A 19993-nucleotide genomic window follows, 5' to 3' on the forward strand; every position below is an offset into this window, starting at 1 on the left:
ATAATGTATGAAGAATAATGAAATTGTCATCTTCTCAGTTTCCAGCACCATTACCCAACGGATAATGAATGTTCTTATTGAGCGTAAACTGGAAATTCCCGTCTATGAATTTCGTTATTCTGACGTTCTCAATAAAGCTAATGAAATGATCCAGTCCGGCACCAGAATCATTATTAGCCGGGGCGGCACTGCGGCCCTGCTTCGCAATAACATCCCTATTCCGGTTATCGAAATTGCCCATGATTTTCATGGCGTATACCGCATCCTGCAGGAAGCCAAGAATAAATCACAGAAAATTGCCGCCATTGGTTTCCCTCAGTTTTGCCGGGCGCTGCGGCATTACCAAAGCATGACCAACGACGAGTTTAAAATCTGCCAGGTTTACAATCACCATGATATTGAAAATGTTATAAAAAATCTGTCAGAAAATGGTTATCATATGGTCATTGGTGGTTTGACTGTCGCCGAAATGGCCAAGAAATACAATCTCAACGTTATTGAAGGCGACGCCGACAATAATTCCATTGAACAAGCCATTAATGAAGCTCATGGCTTACTAAAATATATTAATCGGGAAAATTTAAAGTTAGTCATGAGCCATGCGGCATTGAATCAATCACGCGAAGGCATTATGTGTGTTGATCAACTGGGTGAAATCATTAATATCAATGCTATCGGCATGACCTTATTTCAATGTCAGGTGGGTGACAAAATCTTTAAAAAAGAAGCTTTTAAAGATATCTATGCCAGCATGATTAATGAGTCCAACATCAAAGAGCAAACTATCGAAATTAATGGCACACTTGTTTGTATCTCAGTCCGTCATTTTTCCAATCGCCAAAACACCTATGCCATTATCACTGGCTTAAGCCAGGAAAGCACACTCTGGCAGCAGACTAACAGTAAAAAAAGTAAATTACGCGGCTATGCCACCAGCTATTCTTTTGACAATATTATTACGCAATCGCCGATCATGCATCAGGTGATACGAAAAGCCAGGCTGTGCGCTCAGCATGATCTTCCGGTCCATCTCTTAGGGGATACCGGCACGGGGAAGGAACTGTTTGCTCAGAGTATTCATCACGTCAGCGCCCGCAGCCATGGTCCTTTTATCGCCATCAACTGCGCGGCTATTCCGGAGAGCCTGCTGGAAAGTGAACTTTTCGGTTATGCCGAAGGCGCATTTACCAATGCGCGGAAGGGAGGCAAACCCGGGGTCTTTGAAATGGCCACTAACGGAACGGTATTTATCGATGAGATCAGTGAGGCCCCGCTGTCGGTCCAGGTGAAGCTGCTGCGCGTATTGCAGGAGAAGCAATTTTCCCGTCTTGGTGGCGACAGCCTGCTCTCAGCCGATTTTCGCCTGATCACCGCCAGCAATAAAGATCTGGGTCAGCTCATCGCCAGCGGGGAGTTCCGCCAGGATCTCTATTACCGAATCAATATCCTTGAACTGCAGCTCCCGCCATTACGCGAAAGACCTGAAGATATTATGGTGCTGATTCACCATCTTCTGCAGCAACAGAACAAGCACCTCACCTTTACCCCGGATGCCGTGAACTGCTTACAGAACTATGACTGGCCAGGCAATATCCGTGAGCTGCAGGCGGTCATTTATCGCCTCATCGTCTTGCTGGAGGGTAATACGGTGGATAAAGCGGTATTGCAGCAGATCAGTCACCTCTCATCGCCCTGTCACCAGGGCGTGTCTCTTGTGACTGACCTCGCGGTGGTCGCGGATGAGAGCGATCTGCTAAAAAAACAGGAGAAACAGCTGATCGCGAGCGTGATTGAAAAAACGGATGGCGACAGAACCAAAGCCTCGGCCATCCTCGGCATCAGTCCTACCACCCTGTGGCGTAAACTGAAGCAACATAACATCAGCGGATAAACCGAACCTGTCCGCCGGAATAAAACCGCCGTTACCCTTCCACCAGCGCCTGCGCGCAGGCCCAGGCGCTTGACCACGCCCACTGGAAGTTATAGCCGCCGAGCCAGCCGGTGACGTCCATCACTTCGCCGATAAAGTAGAGACCCGACGCCTTACGCGCCTCCATGGTACGTGACGAAAGTTCGTTGGTATCCACGCCGCCGAGGGTCACCTCCGCCGTCCGGTAGCCTTCGGTGCCGTTCGGCTGCACGCGCCAGGCGGTCAGTGTCTCCACCAGCGTCTGCTGATCGCGAACGTTCAGTTGCTTCAGTGTCACATCAGGTATCTGTCCCAGCTGCTGCAAACACTCCACCAGCCGCTTCGGCAGCTGCATCGCCAGGGTATTTTTCAGGCTCTGGTTGGGATGCGCGCTGCGCTGCTCGTTAAGGAAGTCCTCAAGATTGCAGTCCGGCAACAAGTTAACAGTGACGAACTCGCCGGGCTGCCAGTAGCTGGATATCTGCAGCACCGCCGGCCCGGAAAGGCCACGATGGGTAAACAGCAGATTTTCGCGGAACAGGGTGCCGTTCTCGGCGGTAATGGTAGAAGGCACCGAAACACCGGAGAGCACCTGAAGCTGCTCGAGCAGCGGCTTATGCAGGGTAAACGGCACCAGCCCGGCGCGGGTCGGCAGCACCTTCAGGCCGAACTGCTCGGCCACCTTGTAGCCAAACGGCGAGGCGCCGAGCCCCGGCATCGACAGACCGCCGGAGGCAATCACCAGCTTTTTGGTCATCAGCGTTTCGCCGTTCACCTGTAGCCGGTAGCCTTGTTCATCTCGCTCGACGCTGAGGATTTCGCTGCGCAGGCGGATCTGCACGTCGCCCTTTTCGCATTCCGCGAGCAGCAGATTGACGATCTGCTCCGCCGAAACATCACAAAACAGCTGGCCGAGCGTCTTCTCATGCCAGGCGATGCCATATTTGCCGACCAGCTCGATAAAGTCCCACTGGGTGTAGCGCGCCAGGGCAGATTTGCAAAAATGCGGGTTTTGGCTCAAATAGGCCGCCGGCTCAACATACATGTTGGTAAAGTTGCAGCGGCCGCCGCCGGACATCAGAATTTTTCGTCCCGGCTTTTTGCCGTTATCGAGCAGCAGGACGCGGCAGCCGAGCTGGCCCGCCTGCGCTGCGCAAAACATTCCCGCCGCTCCGGCGCCAACGACAATGGCATCAAACCTTTCCACACCGCGTTCCTCGTTCCCCAATTGTCGGGTTTTGTAAATATTTCACTCTGGTCACACCAGCGGGAAAAATCCCGCATTAGATACATCATTGAAAGATATAGGATTACTCCCAACAGGGTAAAACCTAAACAGGAAGAAAATCAAAAAAAGTCTATATTTCACTTTGCCCGCGCCGCTAAAGTCACTGATAATGCGCCGCGTTCATGTCCTCAAAATGGCGTAACGTCCTATGCTACATTTATTTGCCGGTCTGGATTTACATACCGGACTATTATTATTGCTTGCTTTAGCTTTTGTACTGTTTTACGAAGCGATTAACGGTTTCCATGATACCGCAAACGCGGTGGCTACGGTTATCTACACTCGCGCAATGCGGTCGCAGCTTGCTGTGGCGATGGCGGCGCTCTTCAACTTCTTCGGCGTTCTGCTGGGCGGTCTCAGCGTAGCCTATGCCATTGTGCATATGCTGCCCACCGATCTGCTGCTTAACATGGGTTCCGCACATGGCCTCGCCATGGTGTTCTCTATGCTGCTGGCGGCGATCATCTGGAACCTCGGCACCTGGTATTTCGGCCTCCCGGCCTCCAGTTCTCACACCCTGATTGGCGCCATCATCGGTATTGGTTTAACCAATGCGCTAATGACCGGTACTTCAGTGGTTGATGCGCTGAATATCCCGAAAGTCATCGGCATTTTTGCTTCGCTTATCATCTCGCCGATCGTCGGTCTGGTGATTGCGGGCGGCCTGATTTTCATTCTCCGTCGCTACTGGAGCGGTACCAAAAAACGCGCGCGTATCCACCTGACCCCCGCAGAGCGTGAAAAGAAAGACGGTAAGAAAAAACCGCCGTTCTGGACCCGTATCGCCCTGATCCTGTCCGCTATCGGCGTGTCGTTCTCCCACGGCGCCAACGATGGACAGAAAGGCATTGGTCTGGTGATGCTGGTGCTGATTGGCGTCGCCCCGGCGGGCTTCGTGGTGAATATGAACGCCTCCGGTTACGAAATCACTCGTACCCGCGATGCGGTCAACAACGTGGAAACCTTCTTCCAGCAGCGCCCTGACCTGCTGAAGAAAGCCACCGGTGTTGACCAACTGGTTCCGTCTCCGGATACCAATACCGCGGCCAACGGTGAGTTTCATTGCCATCCAGCAAATACTATCAACGCGCTTGACCGCGTGAAGACTATGCTGACCGGCGTTGAAACCTACGATTCACTGTCACCGGATCAGCGCGGTCAGCTGCGTCGCATTATGCTCTGCATCTCCGACACCACTGATAAAGTGGCGAAGCTGCCGGACGTCAGCGCTGACGACCAGCGTCTGCTGAAGAAACTGAAAACCGATATGCTGAGCACCATCGAGTACGCGCCAATCTGGATTATTATGGCGGTCGCGCTGGCGTTAGGTATCGGCACCATGATCGGCTGGCGCCGCGTGGCGACCACCATCGGCGAGAAGATTGGTAAGAAGGGCATGACCTACGCTCAGGGGATGTCGGCACAGATGACCGCAGCGGTTTCTATCGGTCTGGCGAGCTACACCGGAATGCCGGTTTCCACCACCCACGTGCTCTCCTCCTCGGTGGCGGGGACAATGCTGGTGGATGGCGGTGGTCTGCAGAAAAAGACCGTGACCAGCATCCTGATGGCCTGGGTGTTGACCCTTCCGGCAGCGATTATCCTTTCAGGCGTCCTTTACTGGCTCTCCCTGAAACTGATTTAAACGTCATTCGATCAAAACGGGTCAGCTTGCTGGCCCGTTTTTTTATCCCGAAGATGTCGTTAGTGCCAGATCATCAGCGCAATCAGGCTCACCACCACCAGACCGCACAGCGCGCTGGTCAGGATAAACTGACGACGGACACGTTCGCAGCGACGAATAAATTCATCATCGTGATGGTCACGGTAACGCTGGGCGTAGATATACCACACCAGCCGCATCTGTTTGCTGGGCTGCCCATGCGAGGTAAAAAAGCCGCCGCCATCAACATACTGATAGAGCAAGGGATCGCAACCACGTAGCACCACCAATAATGCACGCAACGATGAGAAGTAGCGTGCCATATTCACCACACAAACGACACACAGGGCCCAAAACAGCGCAATAGTGCTGATCATACCTCCTCCCCGGCGACCCGCCCACGGAGAAATCCTCCGCGGCTACCGCTCCCCAAATAACCCACGACGATACCGTAAAGAGTGCGATTCCGATCACATTTATTTTTCCGACCGGCTCATTAAATAGTGTAGGAGATCCATTAATTTTTTTACCACAAGGTTATTCGTTATCAATACGTAAGACGGATAAATTTGTTTAACTTTTAGGTGAACCCAGTGCATTGACGGAGTGCGGGGGGCGCTATAAGGTAGGAAATATCTTCTACAATGAAGTCCTTAAAGGCTACCCTCCCGCGAATGTAGCACGCAGGACGCGGGCGAAACGGCAGCGCCAGCTGTCAGGTCCAATGGTCATCGACAAACTTATGGAAGGAGTAACACTATGGCTTACAAACATATTCTTATTGCAGTAGACCTGTCCCCGGAGAGTAAAGTACTGGTTGAAAAAGCCGTTTCTATGGCCCGCCCGTATAACGCAAAAGTGTCCCTGATCCACGTGGATGTGAATTACTCCGACCTCTACACCGGGCTGATTGACGTTAACCTCGGCGACATGCAAAAACGCATCTCCGAAGAGACCCATCACGCGCTGACCGAGCTCTCCACCAACGCGGGCTACCCGATCACCGAGACCCTGAGCGGCAGCGGCGACCTCGGCCAGGTGCTGGTCGATGCGATTAAAAAATATGATATGGATCTGGTGGTCTGCGGCCACCATCAGGACTTCTGGAGCAAGCTGATGTCTTCTGCCCGCCAGCTGATCAACACCGTCCATGTCGACATGCTGATCGTCCCGCTGCGCGACGAAGAAGACGAATAACCTTCCCGTTTTATCCGCGTAAGACGCCCGCCGATGCGGGCGTCTTTATTTTCGCTTTCCCCTCACCGCATGGCAGAGATTAAAGCCATAAAATCGCCATTCAATTAGTGTGATCAACCAGTTATTAGCCAAAACATCTATATAATAATCTATTCATTAAGCCAATAACCGCAGCATGGCGAGTTATCAGACATTTTCGGCGCGTTCTGGCATACGCGTTCATACTTTTTGGGAAAGTAAAACAAGGCGAAGGAATATGAATACAACTGCACCTACGGGCTTGCTGCAGCAACCTCGTCCGTTCTTCATGATCTTCTTTGTGGAGCTCTGGGAACGTTTTGGCTATTACGGCGTTCAGGGGATCCTGGCGGTCTTCTTTGTCAAACAGCTGGGCTTCTCTCAGGAACAGGCCTTTATCACCTTCGGCGCCTTCGCGGCGCTGGTTTACGGGCTGATCTCCATCGGCGGCTACGTGGGCGACCATCTGCTGGGGACCAAACGCACGCTGGTGCTCGGCGCCATTGTGCTGGCTATCGGCTACTTTATGACCGGGATGTCGCTGCTGAAACCGCAGCTGATCTTTATCGCTCTCGGCACCATCGCCGTCGGCAACGGTTTGTTTAAAGCCAACCCGGCGAGCCTGTTGTCAAAATGCTATCCGCCTAAAGACGCCCGTCTCGACGGGGCGTTTACCCTGTTTTATATGTCGATAAACATCGGTTCACTGCTGTCGCTCTCGCTGGCGCCGGTGATCGCCGAAAAGTTTGGCTATGCCGTGACCTATAACCTGTGCGGCGCGGGGCTGATTATCGCGCTGCTGGTCTACTTCGCCTGCCGCGGGATGGTGAAAGATATTGGCTCCGAGCCGGATCATCGCCCCCTCAGCCTGCGCAATCTGGCGCTGGTGCTGGCCGGGACGGTGGTAATGATTTTTCTCTGCGCCTGGCTGATGCATAACGTGATGGTCGCCAACCTGGTGCTGATTGTCCTGTCGATCGTGGTCATTGCGTTCTTTTTCCGCGAAGCGTTTCGCCTCGATAAAACCGGACGCAACAAAATGTTCGTCGCCTTTATCCTGATGATCGAGGCGGTGTTGTTCTACATTCTGTATGCCCAGATGCCGACCTCGCTGAACTTCTTCGCCATCAACAACGTCCATCATGAGATCCTGGGCTTTACCATCAATCCGGTCAGCTTCCAGGCGCTCAATCCCTTCTGGGTGGTGGTTGCCAGTCCGGTGCTGGCGGCGATCTACACCCATCTCGGTCACAAAGGGAAAGACCTGACCATGCCGGTGAAGTTTACCCTCGGGATGTTGCTCTGCGCGCTGGGCTTCCTGACCGCCGCAGCCGCCGGGATGTGGTTTGCCGACGCCCAGGGATTAACCTCGCCGTGGTTTATTGTGCTGGTCTATCTGTTCCAGAGCCTGGGCGAACTGCTGATCAGCGCCCTGGGGCTGGCGATGGTTGCCGCGCTGGTGCCGCAGCATCTGATGGGCTTTATTCTGGGGATGTGGTTTCTGACCCAGGCCGCCGCGTTCCTGCTGGGCGGCTATGTGGCGACCTTCACCGCAGTGCCGGAAAACATTACCGATCCGCTGCAGACCTTGCCGGTCTATACCAATGTGTTCAGTAAAATTGGCCTGGTGACGCTGGGCGTCACGGTGGTGATGGCGCTGATGGTGCCGTGGCTGAACCGGATGATTAATACCCCGGCCAGCGCCGAGTAACCGTTTAAGATGGCCGATCCGCGCTGGCGCCGTTTGTTCAGATATTGCGGTTCCCGGCTTGCGCTACGCTGAGCCGGGCGACAATTCGGTAGCCCGGATAAGGCGCGTTGCGCCGCTATCCGGGAGATACCACCACGGCGTAATATTACTCCGGCGTACCGGCGTAAATATCAAACCGATGCCCTTTGGTCACCACCGCGTTCGGCGTGGCGACCTCCGCCAGCGGCGGCGCGTAATCCGGGCGCTTCACCACCACCCGTTTGGTCGCCAGCTGGCGCGCCGGGGCCAGCAGGCCATCGGCGTCTAAATCGGGCCCCACCAGCGACTGAAAGACGCGCATCTCTTTCTTCACCAGCGCGCTTTTCTGCTTATGCGGGAACATCGGATCGAGGTACACCACCTGCGGACGCGGGGTGATATCGGTCAGCGCCGTCAGGCTGGAGGCGTGGATCAGCTGCAGCCGCTCCTCCAGCCAGCCGCCAATTTCCGCATCGGCATAGCCGCGCGCCAGGCCATCGTCGAGCAGCGCGGCGACCACCGGATTACGCTCCAGCATTCGCACGCGGCAACCGACCGACGCCAGCACGAAGGCATCGCGTCCCAGCCCGGCGGTGGCGTCGACGACATCCGGCAGGTAATCACCTTTAATACCCACCGCTTTGGCGACCGCTTCACCGCGGCCGCCGCCAAACTTGCGCCGGTGGGCCATCGCCCCGCCGACAAAGTCGACGAAGATGCCGCCAAGTTTGGGCTCATCGCGCTTACGCAGCTCCAGATGCTCCGTCGTCAGCACCAGCGCCATCAGGTTATCTTCATCCTGCTCCAGCCCCCAGCGGGCGGCTAAAACAGATAAGGCGCCGTCTCCGGCGCCTGTTTCATCAATTAAGCAGATCTTCACCGCAGACTTAACCCTTGATCCCGTAGTGCTCCAGCATCGCGTCCAGCTGCGGCTCACGGCCGCGGAAGCGTTTGAACAGCACCATCGGCTCTTCGGAACCACCGCGGCTCAGGATATTGTCGAGGAACGACTGACCGGTTTCGCGGTTGAAAATCCCCTCTTCTTCGAAGCGTGAGAAGGCGTCCGCCGCCAGCACGTCGGCCCACAGGTAGCTGTAGTAACCTGCCGCATAGCCGCCGGCGAAGATGTGGCTGAACGCATGCGGGAAACGGCCCCAGGTCGGGCCCGGCACCACAGCGACCTGCTTTTTAATCTCGGCCAGGGTCTCAAGAATTTTCGCCCCCTGCTCCGGCTTGTATTCCGCATGCAGGCGGAAATCGAACAGGCCGAACTCCAGCTGGCGCAGAATAAACATCGCCGCCTGGTAGTTTTTCGCCGCCAGCATTTTCTCCAGCAGCTCCTGCGGCAGCGGTTCACCGGTTTCATAATGACCGGAGATAAACGCCAGCGCTTCCGGCTCCCAGCACCAGTTTTCCATAAACTGGCTCGGCAGTTCGACTGCATCCCACGGCACCCCGCTGATGCCGGAAACGCCGGCGGTATCAATGCGGGTCAGCATGTGGTGCAGACCGTGGCCGAACTCGTGGAACAAGGTAATCACTTCGTCGTGGGTGAACAGCGCCGGTTTGCCGTTGACCGGGCGGTTGAAGTTACAGGTCAGGTAGGCGACCGGCTTCTGCAGGGAACCATCCAGTTTACGCATTTGGCCGACGCAGTCGTCCATCCACGCCCCGCCGCGTTTATGTTCGCGGGCATACAGGTCAAGATAGAAGCTGCCGCGCAGCTCGTTGTGTTCGTCATACAGCTCGAAGAAGCGCACTTCCGGATGCCACACATCGACATCGGTACGCTCTTTAGCGGTAATGCCGTAAATGCGCTTAACCACTTCGAACAGGCCGTTAACGGCTTTGTTTTCCGGGAAATAGGGGCGGAGCTGCTCATCGCTGATGCTGTAGAGGTGCTGCTTCTGTTTTTCGCTGTAGTAGGCAATGTCCCACGGCTGCAGTTCATCAACGCCAAACTCGGCTTTGGCGAAGGCACGCAGCTGGGCCAGCTCTTTTTCGCCCTGCGGACGGGCGCGTTTTGCCAGGTCGGTGAGGAAGTCGAGCACCTGCTGTGGATCCTCTGCCATTTTGGTGGCGAGGGATTTAAAGGCATAGCTGTCAAAGCCCAGCAGCTGCGCCAGCTCATGGCGCAGAGCGAGGATCTCCGCCATCACCGGGCTGTTATCCCATTTACCGGCGTTCGGCCCCTGATCGGAGGCACGCGTGGAGTAGGCGCGGTACATCTCTTCGCGCAGCGCCTGGTTGTCGCAGTAGGTCATCACCGGCAGGTAGCTCGGGATATCCAGGGTCAGCAGATACCCTTCCTGCTCTTTCGCCTGGGCCTGAGCCTGAGCGGCGGCCAGCGCGCTTTCCGGCATACCGGCCAGATCGGCGACGTCGGTCACCAGCTTGTTCCAGCCCATGGTGGCGTCGAGGACGTTGTTGCTGTACTGGTTGCCCAGCTCAGAGAGGCGCGCGGCGATTTCACCGTAGCGTTTCTGCGCCTCCGGCGGCAGGCCAATACCGGATAATTCAAAATCGCGCAGCGCATTATCAACCGCTTTTTTCTGCGCAGTATTCAGCGTGGCGTAGTTATCGCCATCGCGCAGGTCGCGGTAGGCTTTATACAGCCCTTCATGCTGGCCAACCCAGGTACTGTACTCGGAGAGCAGCGGCAGGGTCTGTTCGTAAGCTTCGCGCAGTTCCGGGCTGTTTTTTACCGAATTCAGATGGCTGACTGGCGAGAAGATGCGTCCCAGCACATCGTCCACTTCCGCCAGCGGCTGGCAAAGATTTTCCCAGCTATACGGCGCGCCGTGCGCCACCGCGCTTTCCACCGCGGCCCGGCAATCATCCAGCGCTTTGGTGACCGCAGGGACCACGTGTTCCGGTTTGATCGCAGAAAAAGGCGGCAGGGAAAAAGGCGTCAGTAATGGATTGGTCATATGCGCTGTCCTGTTGAAAAGGGTGAATGAAGCGCGCGTCCGGCGCTTATGCATGAGATCTAGAATGGGGGATAGTTGGGGGAATTTCAATGACGGGCGGTGCGTCATCCTGGGTATTGCTGCGATAAGTCCGCCCGTTGCGGGAAAAGGCCGACACGCGGTGCAGCGTGCCGGAAACCGCATTAATGCCTTTTTTGCGCCATCTCCCAGGCCGCCGACAGATTCAGCCGCTGCCAGAACTGCTGTTCGGGGGTGGCGCCGGAAAGGGGGTAACCCGCCGGCAGCGCGGTGTTGACCATCAACGCCCGACGCTGGGCCGCTGACAGTTGCGGCAGGGCAGCCTCCAGCAGTACTTCCGCCCCCTCAGGCACCTGCAGACGCGGCTGCGGCCCCTTCTGCTGCGGCAGATCGTAGGTCATGGTGAAACGAGAGAAATCACGCATCGCCGGATCGCGCCAGGGATCGTCTTTCACGCTGCTCTTCGCGCACTCAGCAAGCGATGTGCCGCAGGCTTTCGCCAGCGCGGCGCGCAGCTGATCGCGAGCTTCGTTAAATAATACCCGGTAGTGCGGATCGTTAAGATAATGGGCCACGTTGCGCTCGGCCACCATCCGCGAGCCGATCACGTCCAGCGGATAGTGGACGCCCAGCACGATGCGCGAGTAGCCATAGCGGGCGCCGCGGGTTACCAGCGCGTCGTAGCGCTCCGGGATCATCGCCGCCAGCAGCAGCGCATCGGTATAGCCGGTGTTGGTGTGGCCGCTGGGGAACGAGCCGCCGTCGGCGGTATAGGGCTGGTTATCCTTCACCACCACATCGTCAGGCACCAGGTGAATGGTGTTGCCCTGAACCAGAAACGGCCGCGGATTGTTGAAGTGCTTTTTCGCCTCGCCGGTGCTGACCTCCGAGGCTTTGATCAATGCTGCCGCTTTCCCCAGCGCGCCCTGGTCATAGGCGGTCAGAAACGCTTTGCCCAGCCGCGGCCCCAGCGCATCGCTGAGGAAGTAGAGGTAGCTAATCCCTTCCGCATCTACCAGCGCCTGACGGCGTGTCGTCTGCGCGGCATCGCGATTGATGCTAGTCACCGTCGCCAGATTCTGCTTCACGACGGTCTCCGGCAGGGTGCTGAACGCCGACAACAGCGCAATACCCGCCTGCTGGTTGGCCCGGGTCTGGAAGTCATAGCCGCTGGCCTTCAGCCAGGCGGTATCGGCCTGAGTTTTGTTTTGTTTCGTGTGCGCCAGCCGATCGCGGGTCAGCGTGGCGGCATCCCCCTGCAGAGCGTGACGTAGCTGCGTCAGCCCCTGTTGCTCAAGATCGTCATACGCCTGGCTGGAGGCAGCCGGCGTCACGCTATTGGCGAGGGCCGCCGCCCTGTCCAGCGGGATGTCTTTGGCCAGAACCGGTTGCGCCAGCAGCAGCGCGACGGCCAGCAGTGAGAGTTGCCTTTTCATTATTTTTCCTTTTATTCAGATAATTACCTTGCCTGCACCCGACGCTAGCGCGGCCGTTTGACGTTTTTATGACAGCGTTATGTTTTGCAACGCTTTTGGCAGAAATGAAACAGCGCGGCGGCGCAGCGGTAATCTCGGCCGATCTGCGGTAAACTATCGGTTAACTTGTTTACTTCCCGGAATCTCTGTATCCATGCTCAGTTATCGCCACAGCTTTCACGCAGGCAACCACGCCGACGTCCTCAAACACACCGTTCAGAGCCTGATCATCGAAGCGCTGAAAGAGAAAGAAAAACCGTTTCTCTACCTGGACACCCACGCTGGCGCGGGCCGCTATCAGCTGAGCGGCGAGCACGCCGAGCGTACGGGCGAGTATCTCGAAGGCATCGCCCGCATCTGGCAGCAGGACGACCTGCCGGCAGAGCTGGAGCCGTATATTTCCGTGGTCGAACACTTCAACCGTAATGGCCAGCTGCGCTACTACCCTGGCTCTCCGCTGATCGCCCGCCAGCTGCTGCGCGAGCAGGACAGCCTGCAGATGACCGAGCTGCACCCGAGCGACTTCCCGCTGCTGCGCGCCGAGTTCCAGAAAGACAGCCGCGCGCGCGTCGATAAAGCCGATGGCTACCAGCAGCTGAAAGCCAAACTGCCGCCGGTATCACGCCGCGGTTTGATTCTGATCGACCCGCCGTATGAAATCAAAACCGACTATCAGGCGGTGGTAACCGGGATCCACGAAGGCTACAAACGCTTCGCCACCGGCACCTACGCCCTGTGGTATCCGGTCGTGCTGCGCGCACAGATCAAACGCATGATCAAAGAGTTAGAAGCCACCGGCATTCGCAAAATTCTGCAAATCGAGCTGGCGGTGCGTCCGGACAGCGACCAGCGCGGCATGACCGCCTCCGGGATGATCGTCATCAACCCGCCGTGGAAGCTGGAGCAGCAGATGAACAATGTGCTGCCGTGGCTGCACAGCAAGCTGGTTCCGGCCGGCACCGGCCACGCCACCGTCAGTTGGATCGTACCGGAGTAATCGCAACCATCGGTGGAACCTTTTAAGCCTCGCGCTACAATCGCGGCAATCAACGATTAAGGACATATGGGCATGAGCAAACATTATGATTACCTCGCCATCGGCGGCGGTAGCGGCGGTATCGCCTCGATTAACCGCGCGGCCATGTACGGCCAGAAGTGCGCGCTGATTGAAGCCAAAGAACTGGGCGGCACCTGCGTCAACGTCGGCTGCGTGCCGAAAAAAGTAATGTGGCATGCGGCGCAGATCCGCGAAGCGATTCATCTTTACGGCCCGGACTACGGTTTCGATACCACCATCAACCATTTCGACTGGGAGAAGCTGGTCGCCAGCCGTAGCGCCTACATCGACCGCATCCATACCTCCTACGACAACGTACTGGGTAAGAACAACGTCGACGTGATCAAAGGCTTCGCGCGCTTTGTCGATGCCCATACCGTGGAAGTGAACGGCGAGACGATCACCGCTGACCATATCCTGATCGCCACCGGCGGCCGGCCGAGCCACCCGAATATTCCGGGTGTGGAATACGGTATTGATTCCGACGGTTTCTTTGAACTGCCGGCGCTGCCGAAGCGCGTGGCGGTGGTCGGCGCGGGCTATATCGCCGTTGAGCTGGCGGGGGTGATTAACGGCCTCGGCGCCGAAACGCACCTGTTCGTGCGTAAACACGCGCCGCTGCGCAGCTTCGATCCGCTGATCGTGGAGACCCTGGTGGAAGTGATGAACGCCGAAGGCCCGCAGCTCCACACCAACGCGATCCCGAAAGCGGTAGTCAAGAATGCCGACGGCAGCCTGACGCTGGAGCTGGAAGATGGCCGCAGCCAGACCGTAGATTGCCTGATTTGGGCGATTGGCCGCGAACCGGCGACCGATAACTTCGACCTGGCGGCTACTGGCGTCAAAACCAACGAAAAAGGCTACATCGTCGTTGATAAGTTCCAGAACACCAACGTGCCGGGCATCTACGCGGTGGGCGATAACACTGGCGCCGTCGAGCTGACCCCGGTGGCCGTGGCCGCAGGCCGTCGCCTCTCCGAACGCCTGTTTAACAACAAGCCGGAAGAGCATCTGGACTACAGCAACATCCCGACCGTGGTCTTCAGCCACCCGCCTATCGGCACCGTCGGCTTAACCGAGCCGCAGGCGCGCGAGCAGTACGGCGACGATGCCGTGAAGGTCTACAAATCCTCTTTCACCGCGATGTACACCGCCGTCACCTCGCACCGCCAGCCGTGCCGCATGAAGCTGGTGTGCGTCGGCCCGGAAGAGAAGATTGTCGGGATCCACGGCATTGGCTTCGGGATGGATGAGATGCTGCAAGGCTTTGCGGTGGCCCTGAAGATGGGCGCCACCAAAAAAGACTTCGACAACACGGTTGCCATTCACCCGACGGCGGCAGAAGAGTTCGTCACCATGCGCTAAGACGCGATCGCCGGATGATAAAAAGAAGCCCCAGGGGCTTCTTTTTTTATGTTCAGGCCACGCCGTTATTGCCGTGGCGCATAAACGCCGGGCGCTGGTTGAGCGCCATATACCAGCGTTCCACGGCCGGCATCTCCGGATGGGCAAAAGGGGTCATCTTCCAGCGATGCACCGACAGCCCCAGCACGATATCGGCGAGAGTGAAGCGCTCGCCGGCTATCCACGCCCCGGTACGCTGCAGTTGCGCTTCGACAATGCGCACGCAGTGGGTCCAGGTGGCAATACTCTCTTTAATCGCCGCCGGATCCTGAAAGCGCGGATCTTTACGCACCAGCCCCATAAAGGCATGGCGCCAGGCAGTGTTAAACTCGGTCGCCTGCCAGTCCATCCAGTGCTCCACCTCGGCGGCGGGCTGTGGCTCGGCGGGCAGCAGATCCCAGCGCTCCGCTTTCCGCGCCAGATAGCGGCAGATACTGTTCGACTCCCAGAGCACGAAGTCACCGTCCAGCAGCACCGGCACCAGGCTGTTAGGATTCAGGCGCTGAAACTCAGGCGTATCCAGAGGCTTAAATCCGCTGCCGTAATCCTCCTGCTGGTACGCCAGCCCGGCTTCCTCGCAGGTCCACAACACTTTCCGTACATTGATTGAAGAGCGTTTGCCCAGAATTGTTAGCATTGTCAGCGATTCCTCAGCCATAAAAGAGAGATCTTTCACTCTACTCTATTGTCAGCCTTGCCAGCCAGCAACAAGGCAGAGTAGTGGATAATGTGTATAGTTGATTCCAGCCTGTTTGCCGAAAAGGAACCCGACATGTTGACCCCTTTTACCGTTTTGATGCCCGCAAATATTCGTTTTGGCCGTGGTCAGGCCCTGAGCGCTGCCCCCTGGCTGGCGCAGCAGGGCGGCCCCATTCTGCTGGTGCATGGCGCCAGCCCGCAGCGGGCGGCGTTTCTGCGCCATCAGCTGGAGGCGCTGCAGCTGGAGGTCACGATGCTGGCGATAAGCCGCGAACCCTGGCTTATCGATATCGAGCAGGGCGTCCAGCTGGCGCGCGAGAAAGGCGTCCGGGCAGTGGTCAGCCTCGGCGGCGGCGCGGTGATTGACGCCGGTAAGGCGATTGCGGCGCTGGTGCCCGCCGCCGGCCCGCTGGTCGACTATCTGGAGGTGGTGGGAACGGGTCGTCAGCTGGAAGCCAGTCCGCTGCCGTTCGTGGCGATCCCGACCACCGCCGGGACGGGCGCGGAGGTCACCAAAAATGCGGTGATCAACGTCCCGGAACAACAGCGGAAAGTGAGCCTGCGCGACGACCGAATGCTGCCTGACCTGGCGATTGTCGACCCGGCGCTGACCGACAACGCGCCGCGGAGCATCACCCTGAGCTCCGGCCTCGATGCCCTGACCCAGGTGATCGAGCCCTGGCTCTGCAGCCGGGCCACTCCCTTCACCGATGCCCTCTGCCAGCAGGCGATCCCGCGGGGCATCCGCGCGCTGAAAATCCTGATGGAACAAGAGTGTCCGGCCAGCCGCGACGAGATGGCCTGGGTCAGCCTGTGCGGTGGACTGGCGCTGGCGAACGCCGGGCTGGGAGTGATCCACGGCCTTGCCGGCCCGCTGGGCGGCCTGAGCCGCGCCTCGCACGGTGCTTTATGCGGCAGCCTGCTGCCGTTTGGCCTGGCGCTCAATGAGTCGCAGATAAGCGACCCTGCCCTGCGCCAGCGCTTCAACGACGTTCGCCGCTGGCTGGCCGACGGGCTGGACGTCCCTGTGGATCGGGTCTGGGACAGTCTGCGGGAATGGAGCCATCGCGCTGGCCTTGGCACCCTGCGCGACCTCGGCGTAGCGCGCGATGCGCTGGAACCGGCGGCGCTGGCCGCCAGCAGCTCCTCATCAATGAAGGCCAATCCGGTCAGCCTGAGCGGCGAACAGCTGCTGGAGATGCTGGAGGCGGCGTGGGAGTGAGCGCGCCGGGATAAAATTTTGTTGCATAATGAATGCTCCGAATTTCATCTGTGCCAGGATGTACAATTTTTAATTACTTATCAATAGTATACTTTAAAATGACAGCTTTTCTTCTCGGCGGAAAAGCGTGATCTCACGCACAGTTTGCTTCACACTCACCGAAGCGACTGTCTACGCTTAATAGACAAGGCCGGGTATGCCCGGCCCCGAACTCACGCTATCCGGAGGTCCGTATCGCTATGTTCAGCCAGAAATTACGCCACGTTGAAGACGACGAGTTAAGGATCGACATCGATCCCTGCTACGAAGCCGATCCGTACGAATTAAAGCTGGATGAGATGATAGACGCTGAACCGGAGCCTGAGGTGATCGAGGGGCTTCCGGCGTCCGATGCCCTTACCCCGGCGGATCGCTATCTTGAGCTGTTTACCAACGTGCAGAAATCACGCATCTTTGCCGACAGCAAAACCTTCCCCGACTGCGCGCCGAAACACGATCCGCTGGACATCCTGCGCAACTACCGCAAGGTCAAACGTCAGCCCGACTTCGACCTGCGACAGTTCGTTGAAGACAACTTCTGGCTGCCGGAGAACCAGACCGACGTCTACACCTCGGACCCCAGCCTGACGCTGAAAGAGCACATCGATAAGCTGTGGCCGGTGCTGACCCGCGAGCCTCAGGATCATATCCCCTGGTCGTCGCTACTGGCGCTGCCGCAGGCCTATATTGTGCCTGGCGGTCGCTTTAGCGAAACCTATTACTGGGACTCTTATTTCACCATGCTGGGGCTGGCGGAGAGCGGCCGGGAAGATCTGCTGAAATGCATGGCCGATAACTTTGCCTGGCTGATTGAAACCTACGGTCACATTCCGAACGGCAACCGCACCTACTACCTCAGCCGATCGCAGCCGCCGGTGTTTGCCCTGATGGTCGAACTCTTTGAAGAGGATGGCGTGCGCGGCGCGAAGCGCTATCTGGACCATCTGAAGATGGAGCACGCCTTCTGGATGGACGGCGCCGAGTCGTTGATCCCGCACCAGGCGTATCGCCACGTGGTGCGTATGCCGGATGGCTCCCTGCTCAATCGCTACTGGGACGACCGGGACACGCCGCGGGATGAGTCCTGGCGCGAGGACGTGGAGACCGCCCGACACTCCGGGCGGCCCGCCAATGAAGTGTACCGCGACCTGCGGGCGGGCGCCGCGTCCGGCTGGGACTACTCCAGCCGCTGGCTGCGGGATATCACGCGGCTGGCCAGCATCCGCACGACGCAGTTTATCCCCATCGACCTGAACGCCTTCCTGTTCAAGCTGGAGACGACCATCGCCAATCTCTCCGGCCTGAAGGGCGATCGCGAGACAGAGGCGGCCTTCCGCCAGAAGGCTCAGGATCGGCGGGCGGCGGTCAACCGCTATCTGTGGGATGATGAGAACGGCTGTTTCCGCGATTATGACTGGCGCCGTGAACAGCTGGCGCTGTTTTCCGCGGCCAGCATCGTCACCCTTTACGTCGGCCTGGCGACTCACGAGCAGGCAGAACGCCTTGCCGATGCGGTGCGGGCCCGCCTGCTCACCCCCGGGGGGATCATGGCCACCGAATATGAAAGCGGTGAGCAGTGGGATAAACCTAACGGCTGGGCGCCGCTGCAGTGGATGGCGATCCAGGGATTTAAACGTTACGGCCAGGATCCGCTGGGGGATGAGATTGCCTGGAGCTGGCTGCAGACGGTCAATCACTTTTACAAGCAGCATCACAAGCTGATTGAGAAATACCATATTGCCACCGGCGTCCCGCATGAGGGTGGCGGCGGGGAGTATCCCCTGCAGGATGGCTTTGGCTGGACCAACGGCGTGGTGCGCCGACTGATTGGCCTGTACGGTGAGCCAACCTAGTCGGGCTGTTCCCGGCGGCTTTCTCCTGCTATGTTCAGAGGATTCGCCCTGCCTGGAATGACGCTTATGCCTGAACTCCTGACGCCGCGCCTGCGCTGCTCACCGCTGCAGCTGGACGACTGGTCGTTTTTTCTTTCCCTGCAGCAGGATCCGCAGGTCATGCTCTACGTCGCCGACCCCCGGCCGCAGGCGGCCATCCGCGAGGCGTTCGATTCGCGGCTGCCGCCGTGGGCGCCGGGGGATGAACACTGGCTGTGCCTGGTGGTGCGCGACAGGCTCACCCATACCCCGCTCGGCCTGACCGGTTACCAGCATCATCAGCGCGACATTGCCGAGGTCGGCTTTCTCTTCGCTCCGGCGGCGCAGGGCCGGGGCTACGGCTACGAATCGCTGCGCGCGCTGTGCGACTACGCCTTTACCACCGGCGGCGTCCGCCGCCTGACCGCCAGCGTCACCGCCGGCAACGAGGCGTCTAAGCAGTTGTTGCTCAAAGCCGGCTTCCGGCTGGAGGGGGAGTTGCGGGAGAACTACTGGCTGAACGGCCGCTGGCACAATGACTGGCTGTTCGGTCGGCTGCGTGGGGAGGGCGATGCGCCGTAGCGCACCGCCCGGCGTCAGTCTGGCTCAGAGGAACATCCCGCCCGAGACTTCCACGCGCTGCGCGTTCATCCACGCCAGCTCATCGCTGAGCAGGGCGGCGATGGCGTCGCCGATATCATCCGGCAGCCCGACGCGCCCCAGCGCGGTCTGGGCGGCGATATGCCGATTCACCTCGGCGTTATCGCGCACCACGCCGCCGCCAAAGTCGGTCTCGATGGCTCCCGGCGCAATGATATTCACCGAAATACCGCGCCCGCCCAGCTCTTTCGCCTGATAGCGGGTCAGGACCTCCATCGCCCCCTTCATCGCGGCGTAGGCCGCATAGCCCGGCAGGGCAAAGCGCGCCAGGCCGCTGGAAACGTTGAGGATCCGTCCCCCGTCCTGCAGGAGGGGCAGCAGCCGCTGGGTCAGGAAAAATGGCCCTTTGAACTGGATGTTCATCAGCTCGTCAAACTGCGCTTCGCTGGTCTCGGCGAAGGGGACGTTAAGGCCGATCCCGGCGTTGTTCAGTAAATAATCAAAGGTGGTTCGCCCCCACTTCTGCGCCAGCACCTGTGCCACCTCGCTGGCGAAAGCGTCAAAACTTGAGATATCCCCGACGTTCAGCGCCAATGCCGCCGCCTTGACCCCTTTTTGCTCAATCTCCGCCACCACATCGAGGGCCGCCTGGCGGTTGCTGTGGTAAGTCAGAAGAATATCGGTTCCCTTCGCCGCCAGCTTCAACGCGGCGTTTTTACCCAGACCGCGGCTGCCGCCGGTCACTAAAGCGATACGTTGTGTCATCAGAAGACCCCTTTCAGGTTGCGTTGTGATTGTGTTCTAGCTTATTAACTGCCAGTGAAACAATAAATACGCTACATTACGTTTTACTGTTTCATTCATAACAACAATA

General features: G+C 58.2%; 16 protein-coding genes. 9 read left to right on the forward strand and 7 right to left on the reverse strand.

The annotated features are described in order from the left end of the window. The first annotated feature begins 7 nt into the window (after positions 1-7). On the forward strand, positions 8-1891 hold the full coding sequence (locus tag SPE70_RS24715) for a sigma-54-dependent Fis family transcriptional regulator (protein WP_032731397.1): 1884 nt from the start codon (positions 8-10) through the stop codon (positions 1889-1891). Positions 1892-1922: 31 nt separating this feature from the next. Here SPE70_RS24715 and SPE70_RS24720 read toward each other — a convergent pair whose 3' ends face one another. Further along, the gene (locus SPE70_RS24720; RefSeq protein WP_044649875.1) at positions 1923-3116 is read right to left on the reverse strand and encodes a BaiN/RdsA family NAD(P)/FAD-dependent oxidoreductase; all 1194 of its coding nucleotides are present in this window, start codon (positions 3114-3116) and stop codon (positions 1923-1925) included. Positions 3117-3345: 229 nt separating this feature from the next. Here SPE70_RS24720 and pitA point away from each other — a divergent pair, with 229 nt between their 5' ends. Continuing rightward, positions 3346-4842 (forward strand): inorganic phosphate transporter PitA, encoded by a 1497-nt coding sequence (pitA, locus tag SPE70_RS24725; RefSeq protein ID WP_008806938.1) that lies wholly within the window; start codon positions 3346-3348, stop codon positions 4840-4842. 59 nt (positions 4843-4901) lie between these two features. Here the strand turns inward: pitA and uspB are convergent, their stop codons facing one another. Continuing rightward, complete coding sequence (uspB, locus tag SPE70_RS24730) at positions 4902-5237, reverse strand: universal stress protein UspB (protein ID WP_002921203.1); 336 nt, start codon at positions 5235-5237, stop codon at positions 4902-4904. A 382-nt stretch (positions 5238-5619) separates the two neighbouring features. Here uspB and uspA point away from each other — a divergent pair, with 382 nt between their 5' ends. Both uspA and dtpB read left to right on the forward strand, forming a co-directional pair. Further along, positions 5620-6057, forward strand: coding sequence for a universal stress protein UspA (uspA, locus tag SPE70_RS24735; protein WP_004145166.1), 438 nt, complete (start codon positions 5620-5622; stop codon positions 6055-6057). A 280-nt stretch (positions 6058-6337) separates the two neighbouring features. Beyond that, positions 6338-7786: a dipeptide/tripeptide permease DtpB gene (gene dtpB / locus SPE70_RS24740; protein WP_194388802.1), complete on the forward strand. Its 1449-nt coding sequence runs from the start codon at positions 6338-6340 to the stop codon at positions 7784-7786. Positions 7787-7931: 145 nt separating this feature from the next. On the opposite strand, the gene rsmJ is transcribed toward dtpB, so the two are convergent. The 3 genes from rsmJ to SPE70_RS24755 all read right to left on the reverse strand — a co-directional run bounded on the left by rsmJ (position 7932) and on the right by SPE70_RS24755 (position 12188). Further along, positions 7932-8684: a 16S rRNA (guanine(1516)-N(2))-methyltransferase RsmJ gene (rsmJ, locus tag SPE70_RS24745; RefSeq protein WP_022066426.1), complete on the reverse strand. Its 753-nt coding sequence runs from the start codon at positions 8682-8684 to the stop codon at positions 7932-7934. A 7-nt stretch (positions 8685-8691) separates the two neighbouring features. Beyond that, positions 8692-10734 (reverse strand): oligopeptidase A, encoded by a 2043-nt coding sequence (prlC, locus tag SPE70_RS24750; RefSeq protein WP_008806935.1) that lies wholly within the window; start codon positions 10732-10734, stop codon positions 8692-8694. Positions 10735-10916: 182 nt separating this feature from the next. Next, positions 10917-12188 (reverse strand): acid phosphatase, encoded by a 1272-nt coding sequence (locus SPE70_RS24755; RefSeq protein ID WP_032755961.1) that lies wholly within the window; start codon positions 12186-12188, stop codon positions 10917-10919. Positions 12189-12381: 193 nt separating this feature from the next. On the opposite strand from SPE70_RS24755, the gene SPE70_RS24760 reads away from it, so the two are divergent. Then, positions 12382-13224 (forward strand): 23S rRNA (adenine(2030)-N(6))-methyltransferase RlmJ, encoded by an 843-nt coding sequence (locus SPE70_RS24760; protein ID WP_008806933.1) that lies wholly within the window; start codon positions 12382-12384, stop codon positions 13222-13224. Positions 13225-13296: 72 nt separating this feature from the next. Continuing rightward, the gene (gene gorA / locus SPE70_RS24765; RefSeq protein ID WP_023323365.1) at positions 13297-14649 is read left to right on the forward strand and encodes a glutathione-disulfide reductase; all 1353 of its coding nucleotides are present in this window, start codon (positions 13297-13299) and stop codon (positions 14647-14649) included. 52 nt (positions 14650-14701) lie between these two features. On the opposite strand, the gene SPE70_RS24770 is transcribed toward gorA, so the two are convergent. Further along, positions 14702-15325 (reverse strand): glutathione S-transferase family protein, encoded by a 624-nt coding sequence (locus SPE70_RS24770; RefSeq protein WP_012540364.1) that lies wholly within the window; start codon positions 15323-15325, stop codon positions 14702-14704. A 135-nt stretch (positions 15326-15460) separates the two neighbouring features. Between SPE70_RS24770 and SPE70_RS24775 the strand changes: the two genes are divergently transcribed. The 3 genes from SPE70_RS24775 (at position 15461) to SPE70_RS24785 (ending at position 19101) form a co-directional block, all read left to right on the forward strand. Beyond that, entirely contained in the window at positions 15461-16609 is a 1149-nt protein-coding gene (locus tag SPE70_RS24775; RefSeq protein WP_064170593.1) for an iron-containing alcohol dehydrogenase, read from the forward strand. 239 nt (positions 16610-16848) lie between these two features. Continuing rightward, entirely contained in the window at positions 16849-18501 is a 1653-nt protein-coding gene (locus SPE70_RS24780) for an alpha,alpha-trehalase (protein WP_008806929.1), read from the forward strand. A gap of 66 nt (positions 18502-18567) precedes the next feature. Further along, positions 18568-19101: a GNAT family N-acetyltransferase gene (locus tag SPE70_RS24785; RefSeq protein WP_008806928.1), complete on the forward strand. Its 534-nt coding sequence runs from the start codon at positions 18568-18570 to the stop codon at positions 19099-19101. Positions 19102-19125: 24 nt separating this feature from the next. Here the strand turns inward: SPE70_RS24785 and SPE70_RS24790 are convergent, their stop codons facing one another. After that, positions 19126-19884 carry an SDR family NAD(P)-dependent oxidoreductase gene (locus tag SPE70_RS24790; RefSeq protein WP_012967099.1) on the reverse strand — a complete coding sequence of 253 codons (759 nt, stop codon included), beginning with the start codon at positions 19882-19884 and terminating at the stop codon, positions 19126-19128. Positions 19885-19993 lie beyond the last annotated feature (109 nt).

The organism is Klebsiella sp. ZJOU C1, assembly GCF_035620215.1.
Classification (GTDB): Bacteria; Pseudomonadota; Gammaproteobacteria; order Enterobacterales; family Enterobacteriaceae; genus Klebsiella; species Klebsiella variicola.